This window comes from uncultured Nisaea sp. (genome assembly GCF_963974195.1).
In the GTDB taxonomy this organism is placed as follows: Bacteria; Pseudomonadota; Alphaproteobacteria; order Thalassobaculales; family Thalassobaculaceae; genus Nisaea.
The window spans coordinates 41,774-61,598 of sequence record NZ_CAXBDC010000007.1; the positions used below are offsets into that span (position 1 = coordinate 41,774).

Consider the following 19,825-nt stretch of genomic DNA (forward strand, 5'->3'; position numbering starts at 1 on the left):
GGGAAAGAATGTGACGAAGCCAATTGTCGTCATTAATCCGAATAGCACCGAGGCCGTTACCGAGGCGATGAGTGCGGCGCTCGACCCACTGCGTCTGCCGGGCGGGCCGGAGATCGAGTGCCTGACCAACGCGGACGGACCGCCCGGTATCGAAAGCCAGGCGGATGTTGATCTTGCCGCGGTCCAGACACGGGAGATCGTCGCCCGGCGTGCGAACAGTGCTTCGGCCTTCGTTATCGCCTGCTACTCGGATCCCGGAATTCATGCCTGTCGGGAAGCGACGGACAGCCCGGTCTATGGCATTGCCGAGTCGGGGGTACTGTGCGCCATGAGCACGGTGGAGCGGTTCGGCGTTGTCGCGATTCTCGAGAAATCCATCCCGAGGCACATGAGATATATCCGGACGCTTGGTTTCGAATCACGGCTCGCTGGCGAACGTCCTCTCGGGCTGGGGGTGGTCGAGCTTTCAAATGAAAGCGTCACCTATGGGCGGCTTCTCGAAACGGGCAAACAATTACGGGATATCGACGGGGCTCAGGCAATCGTGCTGGGTTGCGCCGGTATGGCGCGGTACCGCGCGACGCTGGAAGACGATCTTGGCGTTCCGGTTATCGATCCGACTCAAGCGGCGGTTAGCAATGCGTTAACCATTTCCCTGCTAAAATCACCATGAAATCAATACAATGTAATATAAATTCGAGTACTGTTGTAACTTTTAGTACTTGAAAAGGTAAGAAAAGAACCGCTCAATAACCTTTGGTTAGTTGCTGCGGGCCTGGGGCGGGCATTTCTCTCGATGGATGAAGCGACACTTAAGGAAATTATCGTGCTCCATCGAGGATACCTCGATGGCGTTCCGGGGTGTAAGCGCGCTGATTTAAGAAACGCAAGCCTCAAGGGGCTGAGCGCGCCCAATGCCAAGTTACATAATGCGCTTCTGTCCGGCGCGGATATGACCGGTGCGGCCTTTGTCCGTGGTGATTTTTCCGGCTCTGACATGTTCGGTGCGGTCTTGCGCCGGGCAAATCTCGCGGGGTGTAACTTCTTCCGGGCGGACCTCCGGGGGACCAAGTTTACCGGTGCGCGCCTTGGCGGTGCGGATTTCCGCGAAGCCGACATGCGCCCGGGAGATATCCGGGATGCCGGCATGAAGCGCACGCAGAGCGTCGATATGTCGGACGCCGTTCTGGATAAATCGAACTTCTCACGCGCTAACATGAGCCACAGTAACCTTGAGGGTGCATCGCTTCGCAACAGCAACCTGTCTGAGGCTGAGCTCGTCGCGGTCAATCTCTCCGGTGCCGATCTTGAAGGGGCAAACCTGGAGCTGGCCCGCATGAAGAATGCGGTGATGGCGGGTACAAACCTCAAGGGGGCAAGTCTGCGCGGCGCCGATCTGGAAGGCGCGGTACTGCGTAATGTCGACGTGTCGGTCTGCGACATGAAAGGCGCGCGCCTCGATAATTGCCGGGTGTTCCTGGGGATCAGGGAGCTTAAGGATGAGCTCAAGCTCAAGGTTCAGCGCCATATGAAATGGCTGGCGACCGACGGCAAGGATGGTGAGCAGGCCGATTTCTCGGGCGCCAATCTGGCAGGGATTGATTTTCAGTATGCCGATCTGAGCGTTGCCAAGTTCACAGGCGCCAATCTTGAGAAGTGCAACCTGGGAAAATCGTTCCTGACCATGACGGATTTCACGGGAACGAACCTCGCGGGGGCCAATTTCAGGGGCTCCGACATGCGGGGAGCCATCCTGATGAATGCAGACCTGACCGCCACTAATCTGGCGGATGCGGATCTTGGCTATGTCAATATTCTAAGCACTCGTGGTGACCGCCGCGTGGTCCGCTTTCCGGCAACCCTGACAGGTGCAAATTTCGACAGAACGATTTGCACGAATACGAATTTCGATGGTGCGAGGCTTGACGGGGTGTCGTTCGAGACAGCAGCAACGAACGGGGCCATCTTCAGGGCCACCGATACTGATGACGATCCAGAGACATCCCCACAGACGCCCACGGGCGCCTGAGCGGCCTTACCCGAATGCTTTGAAGGTAATGATCGTGAAGGTGTCCTTCACGCCCTTGATGCTATGGATTTTTTCGGTCACAAACCGGCCGATATCGGTATCGTCAGGCAGATAGCATTTCATCATCAGGTCGTACTGTCCGGAAGTTGAATGCACTTCCGAGACTTCCTCGAAATCCATGATGGCGGCGTCGGCGACATTGTAAGCTTCGCTGAGTTCGCATTTAACCTGAACAAAAATAGTCTGCATCGGGGAACCTGATCTCTGGAAGCTGAAGGCTTCCGATGGTTTCCGAAAAGGGCGCCGAAATCAAGCGGCGCCGCTTGGGGTGGCTGTCTTTCCTACTTGCGGAGCAGGAAGGCAGGGACGTGGTCGCCGAGGCCGACCACCTTTTCGTTATTACCGGAGTCATCGTCCCGGTCGCGCCGTGGTTTGCGGCCGCGGGTTTCCTGCGCCGGAAACTCCGTGACGTTGCCCGGACCCGGTGTCCGCTCGCCGGGATATGCACGTTCCCGATCCCGTCCGCCGCGTGTACGGGGCTTCTTGCGGTTGCCCGCCGTTGTGCGGCCGCCGCGTTTCTCGTCACCGCTCTCCGCGCTGCTTGCGCCCTCTTTCGCGGGCGAGGTGCTTTCGGTCTTGGCGGCTTCCGTCTTCGCTTCAGGCTGGGCTTGAGAGTCCGCAGTGCCGTCCCGCTCACCCGCCGTTTGTTCACCGGCCGGTTTGCCGATATTCTTGAAGACCGGGATTTCCTTGCCAATCAATTTGATGATGGCCTGGAAATATTTACCGTCCTCAGGAGAGACCAGCGTAAAGGCACGGCCTTCTTTGCCTGCGCGGCCCGTGCGTCCGATCCGGTGCACATAATCTTCCGCATTCGTCGGGACATCGAAATTGAACACGTGGCTGAGGCCGGCGATATCCAGTCCGCGTGCGGCGACGTCGCTTGCACAAAGCAGATCCGCATCGCCGTCCTTGAAGCGCTGAAGCGTTTTCATGCGATCCGGCTGGGACATGTCTCCATGCAGCTCAACGGCGTTGTAGCCGGACTTTTTCAGGGACCGGTGCACAATGCCGACATCGCGTTTGCGGTTGCAGAAGATGATGGCGTTGGCCGGCTTTTCGCTCTCGATCAGATTGCGCAGCGCGTCGCGCTTGTCTTTCGCGTTCACATCGACGCGCCACTGGCTGACCGTCTCGGCAGCAGAAGAGGCGGCGGCAACAGTGATTTCGCGCGGGTTGATCAGGAAAGCATCGGCCAGCTTGCGGATCACCTTGGAAAGCGTGGCGGAGAAGAAAAGGGTCTGCCGGATACGCGGCAGAAGTCCGACGATCCGCTCGACATCGGGAATAAAGCCCATATCGAGCATGCGGTCGGCTTCGTCGATCACCAGAACCTTGACGTCGGTCATCAGGATGCGGCCACGCTCGAAATGATCGAGCAGGCGCCCCGGGGTCGCGATCAGAACGTCGACACCGCGATCAAGCTTCTTCTCCTGTTCGGCAAAGGCAACGCCGCCGATCAGGAGAGCCATGTTGAGCTGGTTGTATTTGCCGTACTTGACGAAATTATCCGCGACCTGGGCCGCAAGTTCCCGTGTCGGACAGAGGATCAGGGAGCGCGGCATGCGCGCTTTGGCCCGTCCGGCCGCCAGGATGTCGATCATCGGCAGGGTGAAGGACGCGGTCTTGCCGGTCCCGGTTTGTGCGCAGCCGAGAATGTCTCTACCCATGAGAACATGGGGAATTGCCTGCTCCTGGATAGGAGTGGGTGTTGTGTAACCAGCATCGGTTACCGCAGAAACAACTGCGTCGCTAAGTCCAAGGTCTGAAAACGTCAAGGTACCGCCTATTTTATCGCGTTGGCTGAGGCGTTACAGATTGTCTGTAAGGTGCTCGGCGCGAAGATGAAGCGGATATTATGTGTAGCGTTGCCGCTGTCAACAATAGAGATCGCTTAATTCCGCGTACCAGCCATGTTTTGGTGATGGTGTAGTATCCGTACCATACTTTCGTAATATTTATGAAACTATAAGCCTTCCCGGTATTTTTGAAGATATTTTCCGGCTGCGGGATCAGACGTCGATATCCGTGACGAATTTCGCGTTTTCCTGAATGAATTGGAAACGGAGTTCAGGCTTCCGTCCCATCAATGTTTCAACTGTCTGTTCGAGAGCCCGGCGCGCCTCTGCATCCGCGCTATCGGGATCCAGTCCCTTGAGTGACGGGGGGACGGCGACACGCAGCAGGATGCGCTTCTCCGGGTCCATGGTGGTTTCCTTGAGCTGCTTCGGCGGCATTTCGCCGAGGCCTTTGAAGCGCGAGACCTCGATCTTGGCCCGCCCGGTCATTTCCGTCCGGATCAATTCCTCACGATGGGCATCGTCTCTGGCATAGACCGATTTCGTCCCCTGTGTGAGGCGGTAGAGCGGGGGCAGGGCGAGATAAAGGTGCCCCTGTTCGACAAGCTTGGGCATCTCCCGGAAGAAATAGGTCATCAGCAGCGAGGCAATATGCGCGCCATCGACATCCGCGTCGGTCATGATGATGACTTTGCCGTAGCGCAACTGGTCTTCGTCATAGCGATCGCCGGTGCCGCAGCCGAGGGCAAGCGAGATGTCTGACAGTTCCTGGTTGCCGCGCAGCTTTTCGATCGAGGCACTGGCGACGTTCAGGATCTTGCCCCGAAGCGGCAGGATGGCCTGGGTCGCGCGATCGCGGGCCTGCTTGGCGGAGCCGCCGGCGCTGTCGCCCTCGACCAGGAAGATTTCGGTGCTTTCCTGTTCCGACTTGCTGCAATCGGCGAGCTTGCCGGGCAGGCGGAGTTTCCGCGTGGCGGTCTTGCGGGAGACTTCCTTTTGCTGACGCCGGCGCAGGCGATCATCGGCCCGCTCGGTGATCCGCTCGAGAAGCTGGTTGGAGGTTTCGGGACTCGCGGAAAGCCAGTGATCGAAATGATCCTTGACCGTTTGTTCGACGAGCTTGGCTGCATGGGCGCTGACGAGGCGTTCCTTCGTCTGGCCCTGGAATTGAGGGTCCCGGATGAAGACGGACAGCATGATGCAGGCGCCGCCCATGACGTCTTCCGCGGTGATCTGTGCGGCTTTCTTCTGGCCGCCGACCATTTCCGCGTAAGCCCGGATGCCGCGCAGCAGAGCGGTTCTGAGGCCCGCTTCATGGGTTCCGCCGCTGGGGGTCGGAATGGTGTTGCAATAGGCGTTCATGAAGCCGTCGTCGCGGTCGTCCGGCCAGGTCACGGCCCATTCGACACGTTCGCGCGTGGCGCCTTCTTCCTTGTCACCGGCGAAAGCCTCGCCGATCAGAACGCGGTCGCCGAGCGTGCTGTTCAGGAAGTCCGCGAGACCGCCCGGATAGTGCAGGGTGGCCGCGGCAGGGGTTCCGTCTCCTTCGCCGATCAGTGCTGTATCGCAGGACCAGCGGATCTCGACGCCCTTGAAGAGGTAGGCCTTGGAGCGGGCCAGCCTGTAAAGCTGGGCCGGACGGAAGCGGGCCTTGCCGAAAATCTCTTCGTCCGGATGAAAACGTACCGTGGTGCCGCGCCGGTTCTGCACCGGGCCGCGGCTTTCCAGCGGCCCCTGGGTGATGCCCCGGCTGAAGCGCTGGGCAAAAAGCTGTTTGTCCCGCGCGACCTCGACTTCCATCACGTCGGAGAGCGCGTTGACCACCGAGATACCGACACCGTGCAGGCCGCCTGAGGTGCTGTAGACCTTGTCCGAAAACTTGCCGCCTGCGTGCAACGTCGAGAGGATGACTTCCAGCGCGGACTTGTCCTTGAACTTGGGGTGCGGGTCGACGGGGATGCCCCGGCCGTTATCCCTGATCGTGACCGTCATGTCGGCGCTGAGGTCGATCTCGATCCGGCTTGCGAAACCCGCGACGGCTTCGTCCATGGAATTGTCCAGGACCTCGGCCACGAGATGGTGCATTGCACGCTCGTCGGTGCCGCCAATATACATTCCCGGCCGCCGGCGCACTGGCTCCAGGCCCTCGAGGACCTCGATATCCTTCGCGGAATAATCATCATCGCTGCGGGCGGCATTGCTTTGGAACAGGTCCGACATGGATAGGGTGCGTCCTCGGAAGCCAGAAAATAGGTTATCCTGTAGTCTGTCAGGCGAATACTACAAGATATAGGCGACACTCGCCAAGCAATCAGGAGTGGTTATGACAGAAGTTGCACGTCAGCCGGTCGGGACACTGCAGGTCCGGACGATCGCGATGCCGGCGGACACGAACCCGAGCGGTGATATTTTTGGCGGCTGGGTATTAAGCCAGATGGATATAGCCGGAGGAACCGCTGCTGCACAGAGGGCAAAAAGCCGCGTGGCGACGGTTGGTGTCGAGGCGATGTCCTTTCACAAGCCCGTCCGGGTGGGTGATGTCCTGTGCTGTTACGCCAGTCTGGAAAAGCAGGGAACCACATCGCTGACCTTCCGGATCGAAGCCTGGGTTATTCGCGCGGGCACCTATCGCGGAGATGAAGTTCTCGTGACCGAGGGCCATTTTACCTTTGTTGCGCTTGACGGGAATGGCAGGAAGCGGAAGCTGGAAAACGCCTGAGAGAGCTTGCCAAGCGATATATGGAGGCGTACTGTGTGCGCATATTTGGCGTGATGAACTCCTTTCTGATCCAGAGTCGAGCCAGTCTCTGTATGGCCATTGCCGTGTTTCTGTTGCTCGGAGGCAGTGGGGCATTGGCCGGGCAGGCCGATGTTGAGAATGTAAAGGTCGAGCGGGCAGCTGATGGCTCATACAGCTTTCATGTGACCGTACGTCATGCCGATACGGGGTGGGACCACTATGCGAATGCCTGGTCGGTACTGGCGCCGGATGGAACGCTGCTCGGCGAACGTGTGCTGTATCACCCGCACGTCAATGAGCAGCCCTTCACCCGATCGCTTTCCGGCATTTCCATACCGGAGGGCATCAGCAAGGTAATTGTGAGAGCGCGTGACAGCCAGCATGGCGAGGGAGGGCGCAGTCTCGAAGTCGAATTGCCGTGAAAGAGTCTGCCTGCGAAGGGTTTAAGCGGGGCGCAAGCCACGGCAACAAGACGGAGAGATGATGTTTACGATCGCGGTAGCGAATACCAAGGGCGGCGCCGGTAAAACCACGCTGGCGACAACATTGGCGGCGCATTACGCGGGACGGGGGTTGCAGACGGCGTTGGGCGATCTGGATTTGCAGCAGAGCTCGTTGGGCTGGCTGCGCCGGCGCCCGTCCGAAGTGCCGAAGATCAGCGGTGTCGACCTTGAAGAGGATGGCGCCAAACCACGGAAGAAGACGGATGTCCTCGTCGTTGACTGTGTTGCCGCGATGAGCCGCGACGTGGTGAAGGATGTGGTGAAGCGCGCGGATGTTATCGTTATTCCAGTCCTGCCGTCGGCGTTCGATGAGGACGGGACAAGGCGTTTCATGGATCAGCTCGCGGACCTGAAGCCAATTCGCAAGAACAAGCGGGCGGTCGCGTTTGTCGGCAACCGGGTGCGGTTGCGCACGAAGGCTGCAGAGCGTCTGGAGCATTTTCTCGAAGATCTCGGTTTTCCCACAGTCGCGACCTTGCGTGATACGCAGCTCTTTGCTCAGGCGGCGCAGGATGGCCTGGCGATTATGGAGTTGCCGAGCCGGCGTACCTTCGACCATGTGATGGACCTTCAGCCGCTGATCGATTTCATCGAGGAATCACGTTTGTCCGCTTAATTTTTGATGGGCGCCGCGTCTGTACATTTTTGTGCCGTATGACTTGCAGCAATGTTGGTTGCGGCAGGCGCCCGTGCTCACGATGATCCGCCGGTCAGAAATTCTGATTGGACTCAGAAAATGCCGGCGGGATCTGCGTTGAAGACTGCTTTTCTTGTGATTGTATCCTGTGCCTTCTTCGCGGGGGCGAACGCCTGTGCAAAGGGGGTGCAGATCCTGGATGTGGGACCGGATCTGCATCCGCTGCAGATTGCTTTCGCGCGTTTTTCATTCGGGTTTCTGACCCTGTTACCGTTCATTCTGCGCCGTGGCCGTGGTGTCTTCCGGACGCAAATTCCGCTCAAGCACGGATTGCGCATTGTCTTCGGGGTGGCCGGGGTCACCGCCTCCTTCGCGGCTGTCGGCATGATGCCGTTGGCCGACGCGATTGCGATTGCCTGGACCAGCCCGATCTTTGCCATGATTTTCGCGATCATCTTTTTGGGTGAACGTGTGGTGCCATTACGATGGGCCGGGGCCGCACTCGGGCTTGTGGGGGTGGTGATCATGAACCAGCCCGGGGCCGGCGTGCTTCAGACAGGGGCCCTGGTGGCGCTCCTGTCGGCGTTTTTTGTCGGAGCGGAGGTGGTGACCATCCGTCTGCTCGCACAATCCGATGATCCTCTGACCATTCTCGCCATCAACAATCTGTCGGGCGCTGTGATATCGGGCTGCGCGGCCATTCCCGTCTTCCAGATGCCCGACCTGGCTCAGCTCCCTTATCTTATCGGAGTTGGCTCGGTGATGGTCTGCGGTCAATTGCTGTTCATCCGGGCGGCGGCGATTGGCGAGGCCAGCTTTATTGCGCCATTTTATTACAGCACGCTGATTTACGCGGCGCTTTTCGGGTTGCTGTTTTTCAGTGAAACCCCGGGGCTGCATCTGCTTGCGGGTGGCGGCCTGATTGTGCTCAGCGGTCTTGTCATCGCCTTTGCCCGGCCGCGCGCTGCTGCCTGAACCAGCGCCCCGTCTCGTAAAACGGACTTCATAAAACGAGCACAAAAAAACGGGCCGCACGAAGCGGCCCGAGTTTTGGGAGGAAGCCTGCCGGCGATACACGCGTAGCGACGGCAGGACTTGGAGACGCCCAAGGCGAAGCGGCCGGGAAGCCCGGCCGCCCGTTGCCTTAGACGGAGTAGTACATTTCGAACTCGACCGGATGCGGGGTCTGTTCGAAGCGGATGACCTCATCCATTTTCAGTTCGATGTAGGCATCGATCTGATCGTTGGTGAAGACGTCGCCCTGGGTCAGGAACGAACGGTCCGCATCGAGGCATTCCAGAGCTTCGCGCAGGCTGCCGGCAACGGTCGGGATGTCGGCCAGTTCTTCCGGCGGCAGGTCGTACAGATCCTTGTCCATCGGGTCGCCCGGATGGATCTTGTTCTGGATACCGTCAAGGCCGGCCATCAGCATGGCGGAGAAGACCAGGTACGGGTTGCCGGCGGGATCCGGGAACCGGACCTCGACGCGTTTGCCCTTCGGGCTGTTCACGAACGGGATACGGCAGGAAGCGGAACGGTTGCGCGCGGAATATGCGAGCAGAACCGGAGCTTCAAAACCCGGAACCAGACGCTTGTAGCTGTTCGTCGTCGGGTTGGAGAAGGCGTTGAGGGCCTTCGCGTGCTTGATGATGCCGCCGATATAGTAGAGGCACATCTCGGAGAGATCGGCATAACCGTTGCCCGCGAAGAGCGGCTTGCCGTCTTTCCAGATCGACTGGTGAACGTGCATGCCCGACCCGTTGTCGCCAGCGATCGGCTTCGGCATGAAGGTCGCGGTCTTGCCATAGGCATGCGCGACGTTATGCACGACGTATTTGTACATCTGCAGGGCATCGGCGGTCTCGATGAGGGTGCCGAATTTCATGCCGAGTTCATGCTGGGCCGGAGCGACTTCGTGGTGGTGCTTCTCGATATCCACACCCATTTCGCCCATGACCGCGAGCATTTCGCTGCGCAGATCCTGTTCGCTGTCCACCGGCGGAACCGGGAAGTAACCGCCCTTGACGCCCGGACGGTGACCCATGTTGCCCTCTTCATAGGCGCGGGCGGAGTTGTACGGGCCTTCCGGGTGATCGACTTCGTAATAGCCGATGTTGGAGCCGGTTTTGATCTTCACGTCTTCGAAGACGAAGAACTCGGCTTCCGGACCGAAGTACGCGGTGTCACCTATGCCGAGGCTGTTCAGGTGGTTCAGTGCGGCCTTCGCCGTGGAACGCGGGTCGCGCTCGTAAGGCTGTCCGGTGATCGGGTCCACGACATCGCAGAGGATCATCAGGGTCGGCTGTGCAAAGAACGGATCGACGCGCGCCGTGGACAGGTCCAGCTTCAGGCTCATGTCGGATTCGTTGATGGCTTTCCAGCCGGCGATGGAGGAACCGTCGAACATGAAGCCTTCAATCAGGCTTTCTTCGTCGATCGTCTCGATGGCCTGCGTCACATGCTGCATCTTGCCGCGCGGATCCGTGAAACGGAGATCAACGAACTTGCAATCATGTTCCTTGATCATGCTCAAGACGGTGTTCACATCAGACATAGTCTTCCTTCCTGACTTGGTGGGGCTTTGCCTCTCCGGGCGTTCGGAGCAACCGCTGGCGGTTTGTCCGAAAGCCTTTGTGGCGAATATCCCTGGTTTGACGGGGGTTCGTGCATTTGCGCGGCCCCGCCGATTCATTCGTCCGGGATTTCATTCCGGACGGCTTACGTCCCTTCCGAAGCAGGGACGGGTTCAGTAATCGCTAGAGGGCATCTCCACCGGATTCACCGGTTCGGATACGGATCACGTCATCGACAGTGGAAACAAAGATCTTTCCGTCACCGATACGGCCTGTGCGCGCGGCGGACTGTATGGCATCCACTGCACGCTCGACCAGCGAGTCCTCCATAACGACCTCGATTTTCACCTTGGGGAGAAAATCGACGACGTACTCGGCCCCGCGATACAGTTCGGTGTGCCCTTTCTGCCGTCCGAAGCCCTTGGCTTCAGTCACGGTGATCCCCTGGATCCCGACTTCGTGCAGCGCTTCCTTTACCTCGTCCAGCTTGAAGGGCTTGATTATGGCTTCGATTTTTTTCATTTCGCCTTGCTCTTCTCGTTGATGTCCCGGTCCTCGGGTCACACTCCCCTAAAAGCATGCCGCATGCCAGTTGCGCAAAAAATCGTAACGCATTGAAAATGCAAGGAAGAGGGTGCCTGAGTAGAGGCTGAAATGGCGCTTTCGTGCTCCAATTTCGCGCACCTGATCAAAAAACAGGCAGCAAAAAAGAGGCACGTCCACGCCGGGATCAGGCTATGCGAGGCATTTCCGTATGCGGGCGATGGCCTCGATGATGTTTTCCGTTGAGTTGGCGTAGGAAAAGCGCAGGTAGCCTTCACCGAAACCACCGAAGCTGGTGCCGGCGATGACCGCGACACCGGCTTCCTCCAGGAGTTTCTCCTGCAATGCCTGAGCCTTCATCCCGGTGCCTTCGATATTCGGGAAGGCATAGAATGCGCCACCTGGCTCGATGCAGCGGAAGCCGGGAACGTCGTTCAATTCCTTGACAATCACCTTGCGGCGCGCGTCGAAGGCCGTGAGCATTTCCGAAACGGCATCCTGCGGGCCTGTCAGAGCTTCCAGGCCGGCGAACTGTGCCGCCGCATTGACGCAGGAGTGAATGTTCACGCAGAGCTTCTCGGCGTGCGGAAACACGTCTTTTGGCCAGACACTGTAGCCAAGGCGCCAGCCGGTCATGGCATAGGTCTTGGACCAGCCGTCGAGCAGGATCAGGCGATCCGCGATTTCAGGATATTGCAGCAGGCTGACATGCTCGCGGCCGTCATAGAGCATTTCGCTGTAGATCTCGTCGCTCATGATGGCGACATCGGGCCAGGCTTGCAGGCCGGCCACCAGTTTGTCGAACTCGGCCCGGGGCACGACGCCGCCGGTCGGATTGGCCGGGCTGTTGACGATGATCAGCCGGGTCCGCTCGGTAATGCCCGCCAGCACTTCCTCCGCCGAAAAGGCAAAACCGTTTTCCTCGCGCAGCTGGATGGAGACAGCCTTAGCGCCCGAAAACTCGATGGCGGACTGGTAGATTGGAAAGCCGGGATCCGGGAACATGATTTCCGCGCCGGGCTCGCCGAAGATCATCATGGCGAGGAACATCGTGACCTTGCCCCCCGGAACGACCAGAACCCGGCCTGGATCGATGGCGACGCCATGCCGTTTTTCAAGGTTCGCCGCGACAGCTTCGCGGAGCGCGGGAATGCCGTTCGCGGGCGTATAGCCATGATGGCCGTCATGCAGGGCCTTGACCGCCGCCTCGACGATATTGTCTGGCGTGCGGAAGTCGGGCTGGCCGATGCCGAGATTGATGATACTGCGTCCTTCGGCCGCCAGTTTGTTGGCCCGCGCCAGAACGGAGAATGCGGTTTCCGTTCCTAGATGATTCAGTCGCTCCGCGAGCTTGGTCATGACCCTGTTCCTTCCGATTTTATCGGGAATTTATTTATTTCCGTATCGCCCTTATAGCGGTGTGGAAAGGGCCGCTCAATTGGCAGTTTCGTCACGCGCAATGCGTGCTGCATTGCAGCACTGCCGCGGGGGCCTTGCATTGGCCGCAACCTTGGGCTAAGCGCCATGCCACTCTTTTTGCGGAATGCCCTGGAGTCGCATAGATGAAGCCTGCAAACAGCCTGCTTTCCTCGTTCGGAACAACCGTGTTCGAGGTCATGTCACGTCTGGCGATCGAGCATGGCTCTATTAACCTCGGGCAGGGTTTTCCGGATGACAGCGGTCCCGACGCGGTCTTGCAGCAAGCGTCGAACTTTCTGTTCGACCGTCCGAACCAGTATCCGCCGATGCTTGGTGTTCCGGAACTGCGGCAGGCCGTCGCCGATCACAACAAGCGGTTCTATGATCTTGATGTGGACTGGCAGACCGAGGTCATCGTCACCACGGGGGCGACCGAAGGGCTGGCCGCCTGTTTCTTCGGTCTGATCGAGCCGGGCGACGAGGTCGTGCTGATCGAGCCGACATATGACTGCTATCAGCCGATCATCAAGCGGGCAGGGGGCATTCCCAAAGTCGTGACCCTGCGGCCGCCGGAATGGAAACTCGATGTTGCGGCCTTCAAGGCGGCGTTCAGCGATAAGACCAAGCTCGTGGTGCTGAACTCACCGATGAATCCGGCTTCCAAGGTGTTTACCGAGGCCGAGCTGAAAGTCATCGCCGAGACCGTGATCGAGCATGACTGCTACGCGGTCTGTGACGAGGTTTACGAACATATGGCCTTCGACGGTCGCCGGCATCACCCGCTGATGACGCTGCCGGGAATGCGGGACCGGTCGGTGCGGATCGGCTCCGCCGGCAAGACTTTCTCCGTGACCGGCTGGAAGGTCGGCTATGTCACGGCTCCGGCGGATCTGTTGCAGCCGATTTCCAAGGCGCATCAGTTCCTGGTCTTCACCACGGCGCCGAATCTGCAGCGCGCGGTCGCCTTTGGCCTCGGGCAGGATGACAGCTATTTCAACGGACTGCGGGATACGATGCAGGCCAAGCGCGATCGCCTGGCGGACGGGTTGAGCCGGATCAACGGCTTCGAATGCGTCGAGTGCGAGGGAACATATTTTCAGTTCGTCGATATTTCCGGTCTTGGTTTCGATGGGGATGACGCCGCGTTCTGCCGCTACATCACGACCGAAGCCGGGGTCACGGCATTGCCGGTCAGCGGCTTTTACTCCAACAATGCGTCGAAGAATTTCATCCGTTTCTGCTTTGCCAAGCAGGACGCGATCCTGGATGAAGCGGTCGGCCGGCTGGCGGCGCATTTCGGCGGCTGAAAAGAACCGGCATGACGACACGGTAAACCGGTTGACGGGCCTGCTATGTTACAGTAGGTAAACGGCCCTCGCGAATGAGCGAGCGGAATTGTGGCGGGTGTAGCTCAGCTGGTTAGAGCGCCAGATTGTGGATCTGGAGGTCGTGGGTTCAAGACCCATCACTCGCCCCACTCCCTCTTTTAGAATTATCTCTCCTTAAAGCTTTCCTGGGACCGAGCGGGCTCCGGCAACACCGAGAGTCAGCCAGCCGAGCATGAAGGACACGCCGCCATACGGGGCGAGCGCGGTCGTCGTGGCGCCGCCGCTGAATGCGCTGGCATAGAGTGATCCCGAGAAAAGCAGCATCCCGAGCAGAAACAGGCCGCCGCTTGCCGTGGCCAGCGGCGAGGTTGTGCGTCCGCTGACGAGCAGGGAGACCGCCAGGGCACCGAGATGCACGAGGTGGTAAAGCAGGGCGCTGGCAAACCGGTCATGGGCGACGCTGTCGAAGCCGGCCGCATGTGTACCGTAGGCGCCGATACCGACGGCGATCAGTCCGGCAAAACCAAGAGCGATCCAAAGAGCACGGTTCAGAACGGTCATCGAGGATTCCAGAGATTGTTGTGAGCGGGGTGACTGGGCAGCGCGGATTTACCGCATTCCAAGACCGGCACTCTCGTCCTATCCTCCGCCCGACTCAAGGGCTGGAGAGGCATGTGGACGATCTGACGCTGCTCAGTGTCGAGGAGATGGGAGAGGCGGACCGGCTAACGATTCGCGGCGGCGTGCCCGGTATCGAGTTGATGGAAACCGCCGGCTGGACCGTCTCCGATGTTATTGCCGCCCGGTATACGCCGCGCCGGACACTTGTTGTTTGCGGTCCCGGGAACAATGGCGGTGATGGCTTTGTCGTTGCACGGTTGCTGCGGGAGCGGGGCTGGGACGTAACGCTGGCGCTGCTGGGGAAGCTTGAGGGCCTCCGGGGCGATGCCGCGCTCGCGGCTGCCAAGTGGGATGGCCCCGTTGCCGCACTGGCGCCCGGGCTGCTCGATGGAGCGGAGTTGCTGGTCGATGCGCTCTTCGGCGCCGGGCTGGCGCGAAATATCGAAGGCCGGGCGTTTGATTTTCTGTCCCGTGCCCGGGAAATGGTTGGCGACGGATCTCTAACGTCGGTTGCGATCGATATGCCGAGCGGTGTCGACGGAAACACTGGCGCCGTGCGCGGAATCGCCGTCCCGGCTGCAATGAGTGTGACGTTTTTCCGCAAGAAGCCGGGGCATCTGCTTCATCCGGGCCGGGCATTGTCCGGAGAACTCATCGTTACCGATATCGGGATCAAGCCGGACGTGCTCCGCGAGATTGGTCCGGCCACTTTTGAGAATGCGCCGGATTTGTGGGCTTTTGATCTGCCGCGCCCGGATGCAGACAGCCATAAATACACACGCGGGCACGCGGTTGTTTGCGGGGGAGAGATGACCGGGGCCGGGCGCCTTGCCGCACGGGCGGCACGCCGGTCCGGGGCCGGACTTTTGACCGTTGCGGCTGCCTCGGGGCTATGCCCGTTATTCTCTGCCGACGCACCGGGTGTGATTACGTCCCCGGCCGATGATGCCGCGCTATTCGGCACGCTGCTGGAGGACAGGCGCAAGAACGCGGTCCTTGTTGGCCCCGGACACGGTGTTTCAGAGCATACGCGGTCAATTGCGGAGACGGCGCTTCGGGCGGGGCGGGCTGTTGTGCTTGATGCGGATGCGCTTACGGTTTTCGCAGGGCAGGCCAGCGCTCTTTCCGGCATGATCAGGGCGCCCGCCGTCCTTACCCCTCATCAGGGCGAATTCTCCCGTCTGTTTCCCGATCTTTCCGGCAGCAAGCTGGAGAGGGCGCGCGCTGCCGCCGGACTTGTTGGAGCGGTTGTCGTGCTGAAAGGGCCTGACACGGTCATTGCCGCGCCGGATGGCCGGGCGGCGATCAACTGCAATGCCCCGCCATGGCTGGCAACGGGGGGCACCGGAGATGTGCTGGCTGGCACGATCCTCGGGTTGCTGACACAAGGCATGCCGGCCTTCGAAGCTGCTGCGGCGGGTGTCTGGATCAACGGAGCGGCGGCAAACCGTTTCGGACCCGGCCTGATCGCGGAAGATTTGCCGGAGATTTTTCCCCGGATTTTCGCCGAAGATCTCGGCTGGTCGACACTTTCCGAAAATTCTTCACTAAGAGAGCGTTGAAGGCGAGACAAAGCTGGGCCATCTTTTGAAAATGCCAAACGATCAACCGACAAGTTTCATCGACCGGACACTTTCCAACCTGCGCCAGGCATGGTCGGGATTGTCCGATTCCACGCGTCACATGTTCTCTGGGCTGCCACGCCCGGATCTGCCAGACGAAGATCTGGAACGTGTTCGCCAGCAAATGGAAGATTGCCTGACGGTGCGCGCGGACGAAGTTTCCGCCCGGGCCCGCGCGGCCGATCTTGGCGGGATGTATCTGGCGCTGGAGCCGACAGGCCAGTTACGCTTCCTGAAGCTTCTGGCGGAAAATTACGGGATCGACCGCGCCGCTGTTGACGAGGCCATAGAAGGCGTCAGGGCGGCAAAGAACGACGAAGCCCGGACAAAGGCGGAAGCTGCACTGCGCCGTGCCCTCGAGCCACGCTGGCGCCGCTTGCTGAAGCGTTTCACGACGCTGCCGGAAGGCGTGAAGTTCCTCGTCGATATGCGAGTCGTGATGCTTGAATACGCGCGCACGGAACCGGCGATCAAGGCGCTGTCCGACGACCTGCGTGAGATGCTGAGTGCCTGGTTCGATGTCGGGCTGCTGGAGCTGACGCAGATCACCTGGGAGAGCCCGGCCGCGATTCTCGAAAAGCTGATTGCCTACGAAGCCGTTCATGAAATTCGCTCCTGGGAAGATTTGAAGAACCGGCTCGATTCCGACCGGCGGTGCTTTGCCTATTTCCACCCGGCCATGCCGCATGAACCGCTGATTTTCGTTGAAGTCGCGCTGGTGCCGGAAATGGCGGCAAATGTGCACGATATTCTCGATGCGAGTGCGCCAATGGGGGACGTGGCAGCGGCCACCACGGCGATCTTCTATTCGATCTCCAACGCGCAGAAGGGGCTTGTCGGCATCAGTTTCGGCAACTTCCTGATCAAGCGGGTTGTCGAACTGCTCGAGCACGACGTGCCGAATCTGAAGAAATTTGCAACCCTGTCGCCGATTCCGGGATTCGGTAAATGGTCGGCGCAGGCACTGGACAGTGACGCCTTCGAGCTGACCAACGCGGAGCGCAAGGCTCTTGCACCTCTGGTGGACGGCGAGAGCGACGGTGAGCGGCTGAAAGCGGCTCTGGGACGTCCGGACTGGTACAAGGATGAGCAATTGGCTGCTGCCTTGAAAATGCCGGTCAGCCGCATGGCTGCGCAGTATCTTCACGGGGAACGCCGTCCTGATGGCAAGGCCAAGGACCCGGTTGCACATTTCCACCTGTCGAACGGTGCCCGGATGGAACGGCTTAACTGGCTTGGGGATACATCGAAAAAGGGTCTCGCCCAAGCCCATGGAATGATGATCAATTATCTGTATCGCGTGAGCGATATCGAAAGTAATAGCGGGGCCTATTCCTCTTCCGGGAAAATAGCGGTCTCTTCCTCCGTTAAACCGCTACTCCGCGACTGAAGCCATAACAGTTGACGTGCCGGGCCGGTTCGGATAGCCATGCCGGTCCTATACGACATGGCGCCTCCATGGACGCCAAGAGGGCTCGCGGGTGTGGTGGAATTGGTAGACACGCCAGATTTAGGTTCTGGTGGCGAAAGCCGTGGGGGTTCAAGTCCCTTCACCCGCACCATCGGACAGGCCATGGCGCGAGTATCGTGGGCGTACGCAGACGAAGCAGATTGAGCGAAAACCAATGCAGGTTACCGAAACTTCCTCCGAAGGCCTAAAGCGCGAATTCCAGGTCGTGATTCCCGCCGAGACCATTAACGGCGAGGTCGATGCGCGCCTGACGCAGCTCGCCCCGACCATCCAGATGCCCGGCTTCCGTCCGGGTAAGGTGCCCGTAGCGCTGTTGAAGAAGCGTTACGGCCCGTCCGTCATGGGCGAAGTGCTGGAAAAAACCGTGAACGAGACGTCCCAGAAGACTCTCGAAGAACGGGATCTCCGGGCCGCGACACAGCCGCAGATCGAAATCACCAAATTCGACGAAGGCGGCGATCTCGAATTCAGCATGGTGGTCGACATCATGCCGGAAATCACCCCGATCGATTTCTCGACCCTCGAGCTTGAGCGGCTGACCGCAGAGCCGGGCGATTCCGATCTTGATGAAGCCATCGGCAAGCTGGCTTCCCAGCACAAGAGCTCCGAGCCGATCAAGCGGAAGCGGAAGTCCAAATCCGGCGATATCGTCGTGATTAACTTCAAGGGCATGGTCGACGGCGTGGCATTCGACGGCGGCGCTGCCGAAGGTCACCATCTCGAACTCGGCTCCGGCACCTTTATCCCGGGCTTCGAAGAGCAGCTGATCGGCGTGAATGCCGAAGACAAGCTCGACGTGAAGGTCACTTTCCCGGAAGACTATGGTCAGGCCACTCTGGCCGGCAAGGAAGCGGTCTTCGAGACTGAAGTCACCGAAATCCGCGAGACCACCGATCCGAAGATCGATGATGAATTTGCCAAGCTGTTCGGCATGGACGATCTCGACACCCTGAAGGAAGCGATCAAGGGTCAGCTTTCGCAGGAATATGTCGGTGCCGCCCGTACCAAGCTGAAGCGGACTCTTCTCGACACGCTTGAGAAGAAGCATTCCTTCGAAGTGCCGGATGGCATGGTGCAGGCTGAATATGACGCGATCTGCCAGGCGGTGAATCCGCAGCAACATGATCACGACCACGACCATGATCACGGCCATGACCATGATCACGAGCATCACCACCATGCCGCGGACGAGTCGCTGAGCGACGAGGACAAGGCCGAGTATCGTGGTATCGCCGAACGTCGGGTCCGTCTTGGACTCCTGCTGCAGGAAGTGGGTCGCCTGAACAATATTTCGATCGGTGACGAGGAAGTCGCCCGGGCGATCTATCAGGAAGCCTCGAAATATCCGGGGCAGGAACAGCAGGTCGTCCAGTTCTATCAGCAGAACGCCCAGGCCCAGGCCAACATCCGGGCTCCGCTGCTTGAGGACAAGATTGTCGATTTCATTGTCGAGATGGCCAAGGTGACCGACAAGACGGTCTCCGCGGAAGAGCTCTTCAAGGAAGAAGACGAGTCGGCTGACGAGGAAAAGTCGGAGAAGAAGGCTGCAGCCAAGAAGCCGGCTGCGAAAAAGAAAGCTCCGGCGAAAAAGTCTGCTGCAAAAAAGAAAGAAACAGACGACGCTGCGGAAGGGTAGTCATAGGGGGCTGAATGCCCCATATGGAGATTAACCAACCGATTGCGACGTAACCCGATGAAGGCCGACACAATGCATGATCCCGCAGAGATCTATATGAACTCCTTGGTCCCCATGGTGGTCGAACAGACCAACCGCGGGGAGCGGGCCTACGATATCTATTCCCGCCTCCTGAAGGAGCGGATCATCTTTGTTGTCGGCCCGATCAACGACGCGATTTCGAGCGTCGTCTGCGCTCAGCTTCTGTATCTGGAAGCCGAGAATCCGAAAAAAGACATCTCCATGTACATCAATTCTCCGGGCGGGGTCGTGACCTCCGGTCTGGCGATGTACGACACGATGGAATATATCCGCCCGGACGTCTCGACGGTCTGCATTGGTCAGGCTGCGTCCATGGGCTCGCTGCTGCTGACCGCTGGTGCCGCAGGCAAACGTTATTGCCTGCCGAACGCCAAGATCATGATCCACCAGCCGTCCGGCGGATTCCAGGGACAAGCGAGCGATATCGAGATTCACGCCCGCGAAATCCTCAAGACGCGTGCGCGCCTGAACGAAATTTACGTCAAACATACCGGTCGCAAGGTCGAAGACATTGAAGCCGGCATGGAACGCGATAATTTCATGGTGCCCGAGGAAGCAAAGAAGTTCGGTTTGATCGACGAAGTCGTTGATAAACGGCCTGTCGACGCCAAGGACGAAGACGCCAAGAGCTGACCGGCCGGGAACAGGAACGGCCCCGCCCGAGATGGCTGACGGGGCTGTTCTGCGGCATGACCGCACCGGGCTGTGTAGCCGTAGTTTGGCATGATGTGATTTTTTCACGTTGTGCGGCTTCGGCGCCTTT

General features: G+C 59.4%; 18 protein-coding genes and 2 tRNA genes. 13 read left to right on the plus strand and 7 right to left on the minus strand.

Going from position 1 to position 19,825, the window contains the following annotated elements; genetic code table 11:
* Positions 1-10 precede the first annotated feature (10 nt).
* Positions 11-673: an aspartate/glutamate racemase family protein gene (locus AAC126_RS03015; protein ID WP_339849919.1), complete on the plus strand. Its 663-nt coding sequence runs from the start codon at positions 11-13 to the stop codon at positions 671-673.
* Between the two features lie 123 nt (positions 674-796).
* The gene (locus AAC126_RS03020; protein WP_339849920.1) at positions 797-2,029 is read left to right on the plus strand and encodes a pentapeptide repeat-containing protein; all 1,233 of its coding nucleotides are present in this window, start codon (positions 797-799) and stop codon (positions 2,027-2,029) included.
* Between the two features lie 6 nt (positions 2,030-2,035).
* Here the strand turns inward: AAC126_RS03020 and AAC126_RS03025 are convergent, their stop codons facing one another.
* The 3 genes from AAC126_RS03025 to parE form a co-directional block, all read right to left on the minus strand.
* Positions 2,036-2,278, minus strand: coding sequence for an Lrp/AsnC ligand binding domain-containing protein (locus AAC126_RS03025; protein ID WP_028464819.1), 243 nt, complete (start codon positions 2,276-2,278; stop codon positions 2,036-2,038).
* 92 nt (positions 2,279-2,370) lie between these two features.
* Positions 2,371-3,867, minus strand: a complete 1,497-nt coding sequence (locus AAC126_RS03030) for a DEAD/DEAH box helicase (RefSeq protein ID WP_339849926.1) — start codon at positions 3,865-3,867, stop codon at positions 2,371-2,373.
* 234 nt (positions 3,868-4,101) lie between these two features.
* Positions 4,102-6,108, minus strand: coding sequence for a DNA topoisomerase IV subunit B (parE, locus tag AAC126_RS03035; RefSeq protein ID WP_339849928.1), 2,007 nt, complete (start codon positions 6,106-6,108; stop codon positions 4,102-4,104).
* Between the two features lie 103 nt (positions 6,109-6,211).
* Here parE and AAC126_RS03040 point away from each other — a divergent pair, with 103 nt between their 5' ends.
* The 4 genes from AAC126_RS03040 (at position 6,212) to AAC126_RS03055 (ending at position 8,743) form a co-directional block, all read left to right on the plus strand.
* Positions 6,212-6,607, plus strand: a complete 396-nt coding sequence (locus tag AAC126_RS03040; RefSeq protein ID WP_339849930.1) for an acyl-CoA thioesterase — start codon at positions 6,212-6,214, stop codon at positions 6,605-6,607.
* A 50-nt stretch (positions 6,608-6,657) separates the two neighbouring features.
* Entirely contained in the window at positions 6,658-7,050 is a 393-nt protein-coding gene (locus tag AAC126_RS03045; RefSeq protein WP_339849932.1) for a hypothetical protein, read from the plus strand.
* 61 nt (positions 7,051-7,111) lie between these two features.
* Complete coding sequence (locus AAC126_RS03050; RefSeq protein WP_339849935.1) at positions 7,112-7,747, plus strand: ParA family protein; 636 nt, start codon at positions 7,112-7,114, stop codon at positions 7,745-7,747.
* A gap of 138 nt (positions 7,748-7,885) precedes the next feature.
* Positions 7,886-8,743: a DMT family transporter gene (locus AAC126_RS03055; protein ID WP_339849937.1), complete on the plus strand. Its 858-nt coding sequence runs from the start codon at positions 7,886-7,888 to the stop codon at positions 8,741-8,743.
* A 169-nt stretch (positions 8,744-8,912) separates the two neighbouring features.
* Here the strand turns inward: AAC126_RS03055 and glnA are convergent, their stop codons facing one another.
* The 3 genes from glnA to AAC126_RS03070 form a co-directional block, all read right to left on the minus strand.
* Positions 8,913-10,322 carry a type I glutamate--ammonia ligase gene (glnA, locus tag AAC126_RS03060; protein WP_339849939.1) on the minus strand — a complete coding sequence of 470 codons (1,410 nt, stop codon included), beginning with the start codon at positions 10,320-10,322 and terminating at the stop codon, positions 8,913-8,915.
* A 202-nt stretch (positions 10,323-10,524) separates the two neighbouring features.
* Positions 10,525-10,863 carry a P-II family nitrogen regulator gene (locus tag AAC126_RS03065; RefSeq protein ID WP_028464826.1) on the minus strand — a complete coding sequence of 113 codons (339 nt, stop codon included), beginning with the start codon at positions 10,861-10,863 and terminating at the stop codon, positions 10,525-10,527.
* A 213-nt stretch (positions 10,864-11,076) separates the two neighbouring features.
* Entirely contained in the window at positions 11,077-12,243 is a 1,167-nt protein-coding gene (locus AAC126_RS03070) for a pyridoxal phosphate-dependent aminotransferase (protein ID WP_339849943.1), read from the minus strand.
* A gap of 203 nt (positions 12,244-12,446) precedes the next feature.
* On the opposite strand from AAC126_RS03070, the gene AAC126_RS03075 reads away from it, so the two are divergent.
* Entirely contained in the window at positions 12,447-13,610 is a 1,164-nt protein-coding gene (locus AAC126_RS03075; RefSeq protein WP_339849945.1) for an aminotransferase, read from the plus strand.
* Between the two features lie 93 nt (positions 13,611-13,703).
* Positions 13,704-13,780: transfer RNA gene (locus AAC126_RS03080), tRNA-His, on the plus strand.
* A 25-nt stretch (positions 13,781-13,805) separates the two neighbouring features.
* On the opposite strand, the gene AAC126_RS03085 is transcribed toward AAC126_RS03080, so the two are convergent.
* Positions 13,806-14,192: a DUF423 domain-containing protein gene (locus AAC126_RS03085; protein WP_339849947.1), complete on the minus strand. Its 387-nt coding sequence runs from the start codon at positions 14,190-14,192 to the stop codon at positions 13,806-13,808.
* A 113-nt stretch (positions 14,193-14,305) separates the two neighbouring features.
* Here AAC126_RS03085 and AAC126_RS03090 point away from each other — a divergent pair, with 113 nt between their 5' ends.
* From AAC126_RS03090 to clpP, 5 genes are all read left to right on the plus strand, one after another.
* A complete protein-coding gene (locus AAC126_RS03090) occupies positions 14,306-15,814 on the plus strand; it encodes an NAD(P)H-hydrate dehydratase (RefSeq protein WP_339849948.1) in 1,509 nt (502 codons plus the stop codon).
* Positions 15,815-15,845: 31 nt separating this feature from the next.
* Positions 15,846-17,264 (plus strand): malonyl-CoA decarboxylase, encoded by a 1,419-nt coding sequence (locus AAC126_RS03095; RefSeq protein ID WP_339849952.1) that lies wholly within the window; start codon positions 15,846-15,848, stop codon positions 17,262-17,264.
* Between the two features lie 87 nt (positions 17,265-17,351).
* Positions 17,352-17,436, plus strand: a tRNA-Leu gene (locus AAC126_RS03100).
* 63 nt (positions 17,437-17,499) lie between these two features.
* Positions 17,500-18,981, plus strand: a complete 1,482-nt coding sequence (gene tig / locus AAC126_RS03105) for a trigger factor (protein WP_339849954.1) — start codon at positions 17,500-17,502, stop codon at positions 18,979-18,981.
* Positions 18,982-19,053: 72 nt separating this feature from the next.
* Positions 19,054-19,695 carry an ATP-dependent Clp endopeptidase proteolytic subunit ClpP gene (gene clpP / locus AAC126_RS03110; protein ID WP_339849993.1) on the plus strand — a complete coding sequence of 214 codons (642 nt, stop codon included), beginning with the start codon at positions 19,054-19,056 and terminating at the stop codon, positions 19,693-19,695.
* Positions 19,696-19,825 lie beyond the last annotated feature (130 nt).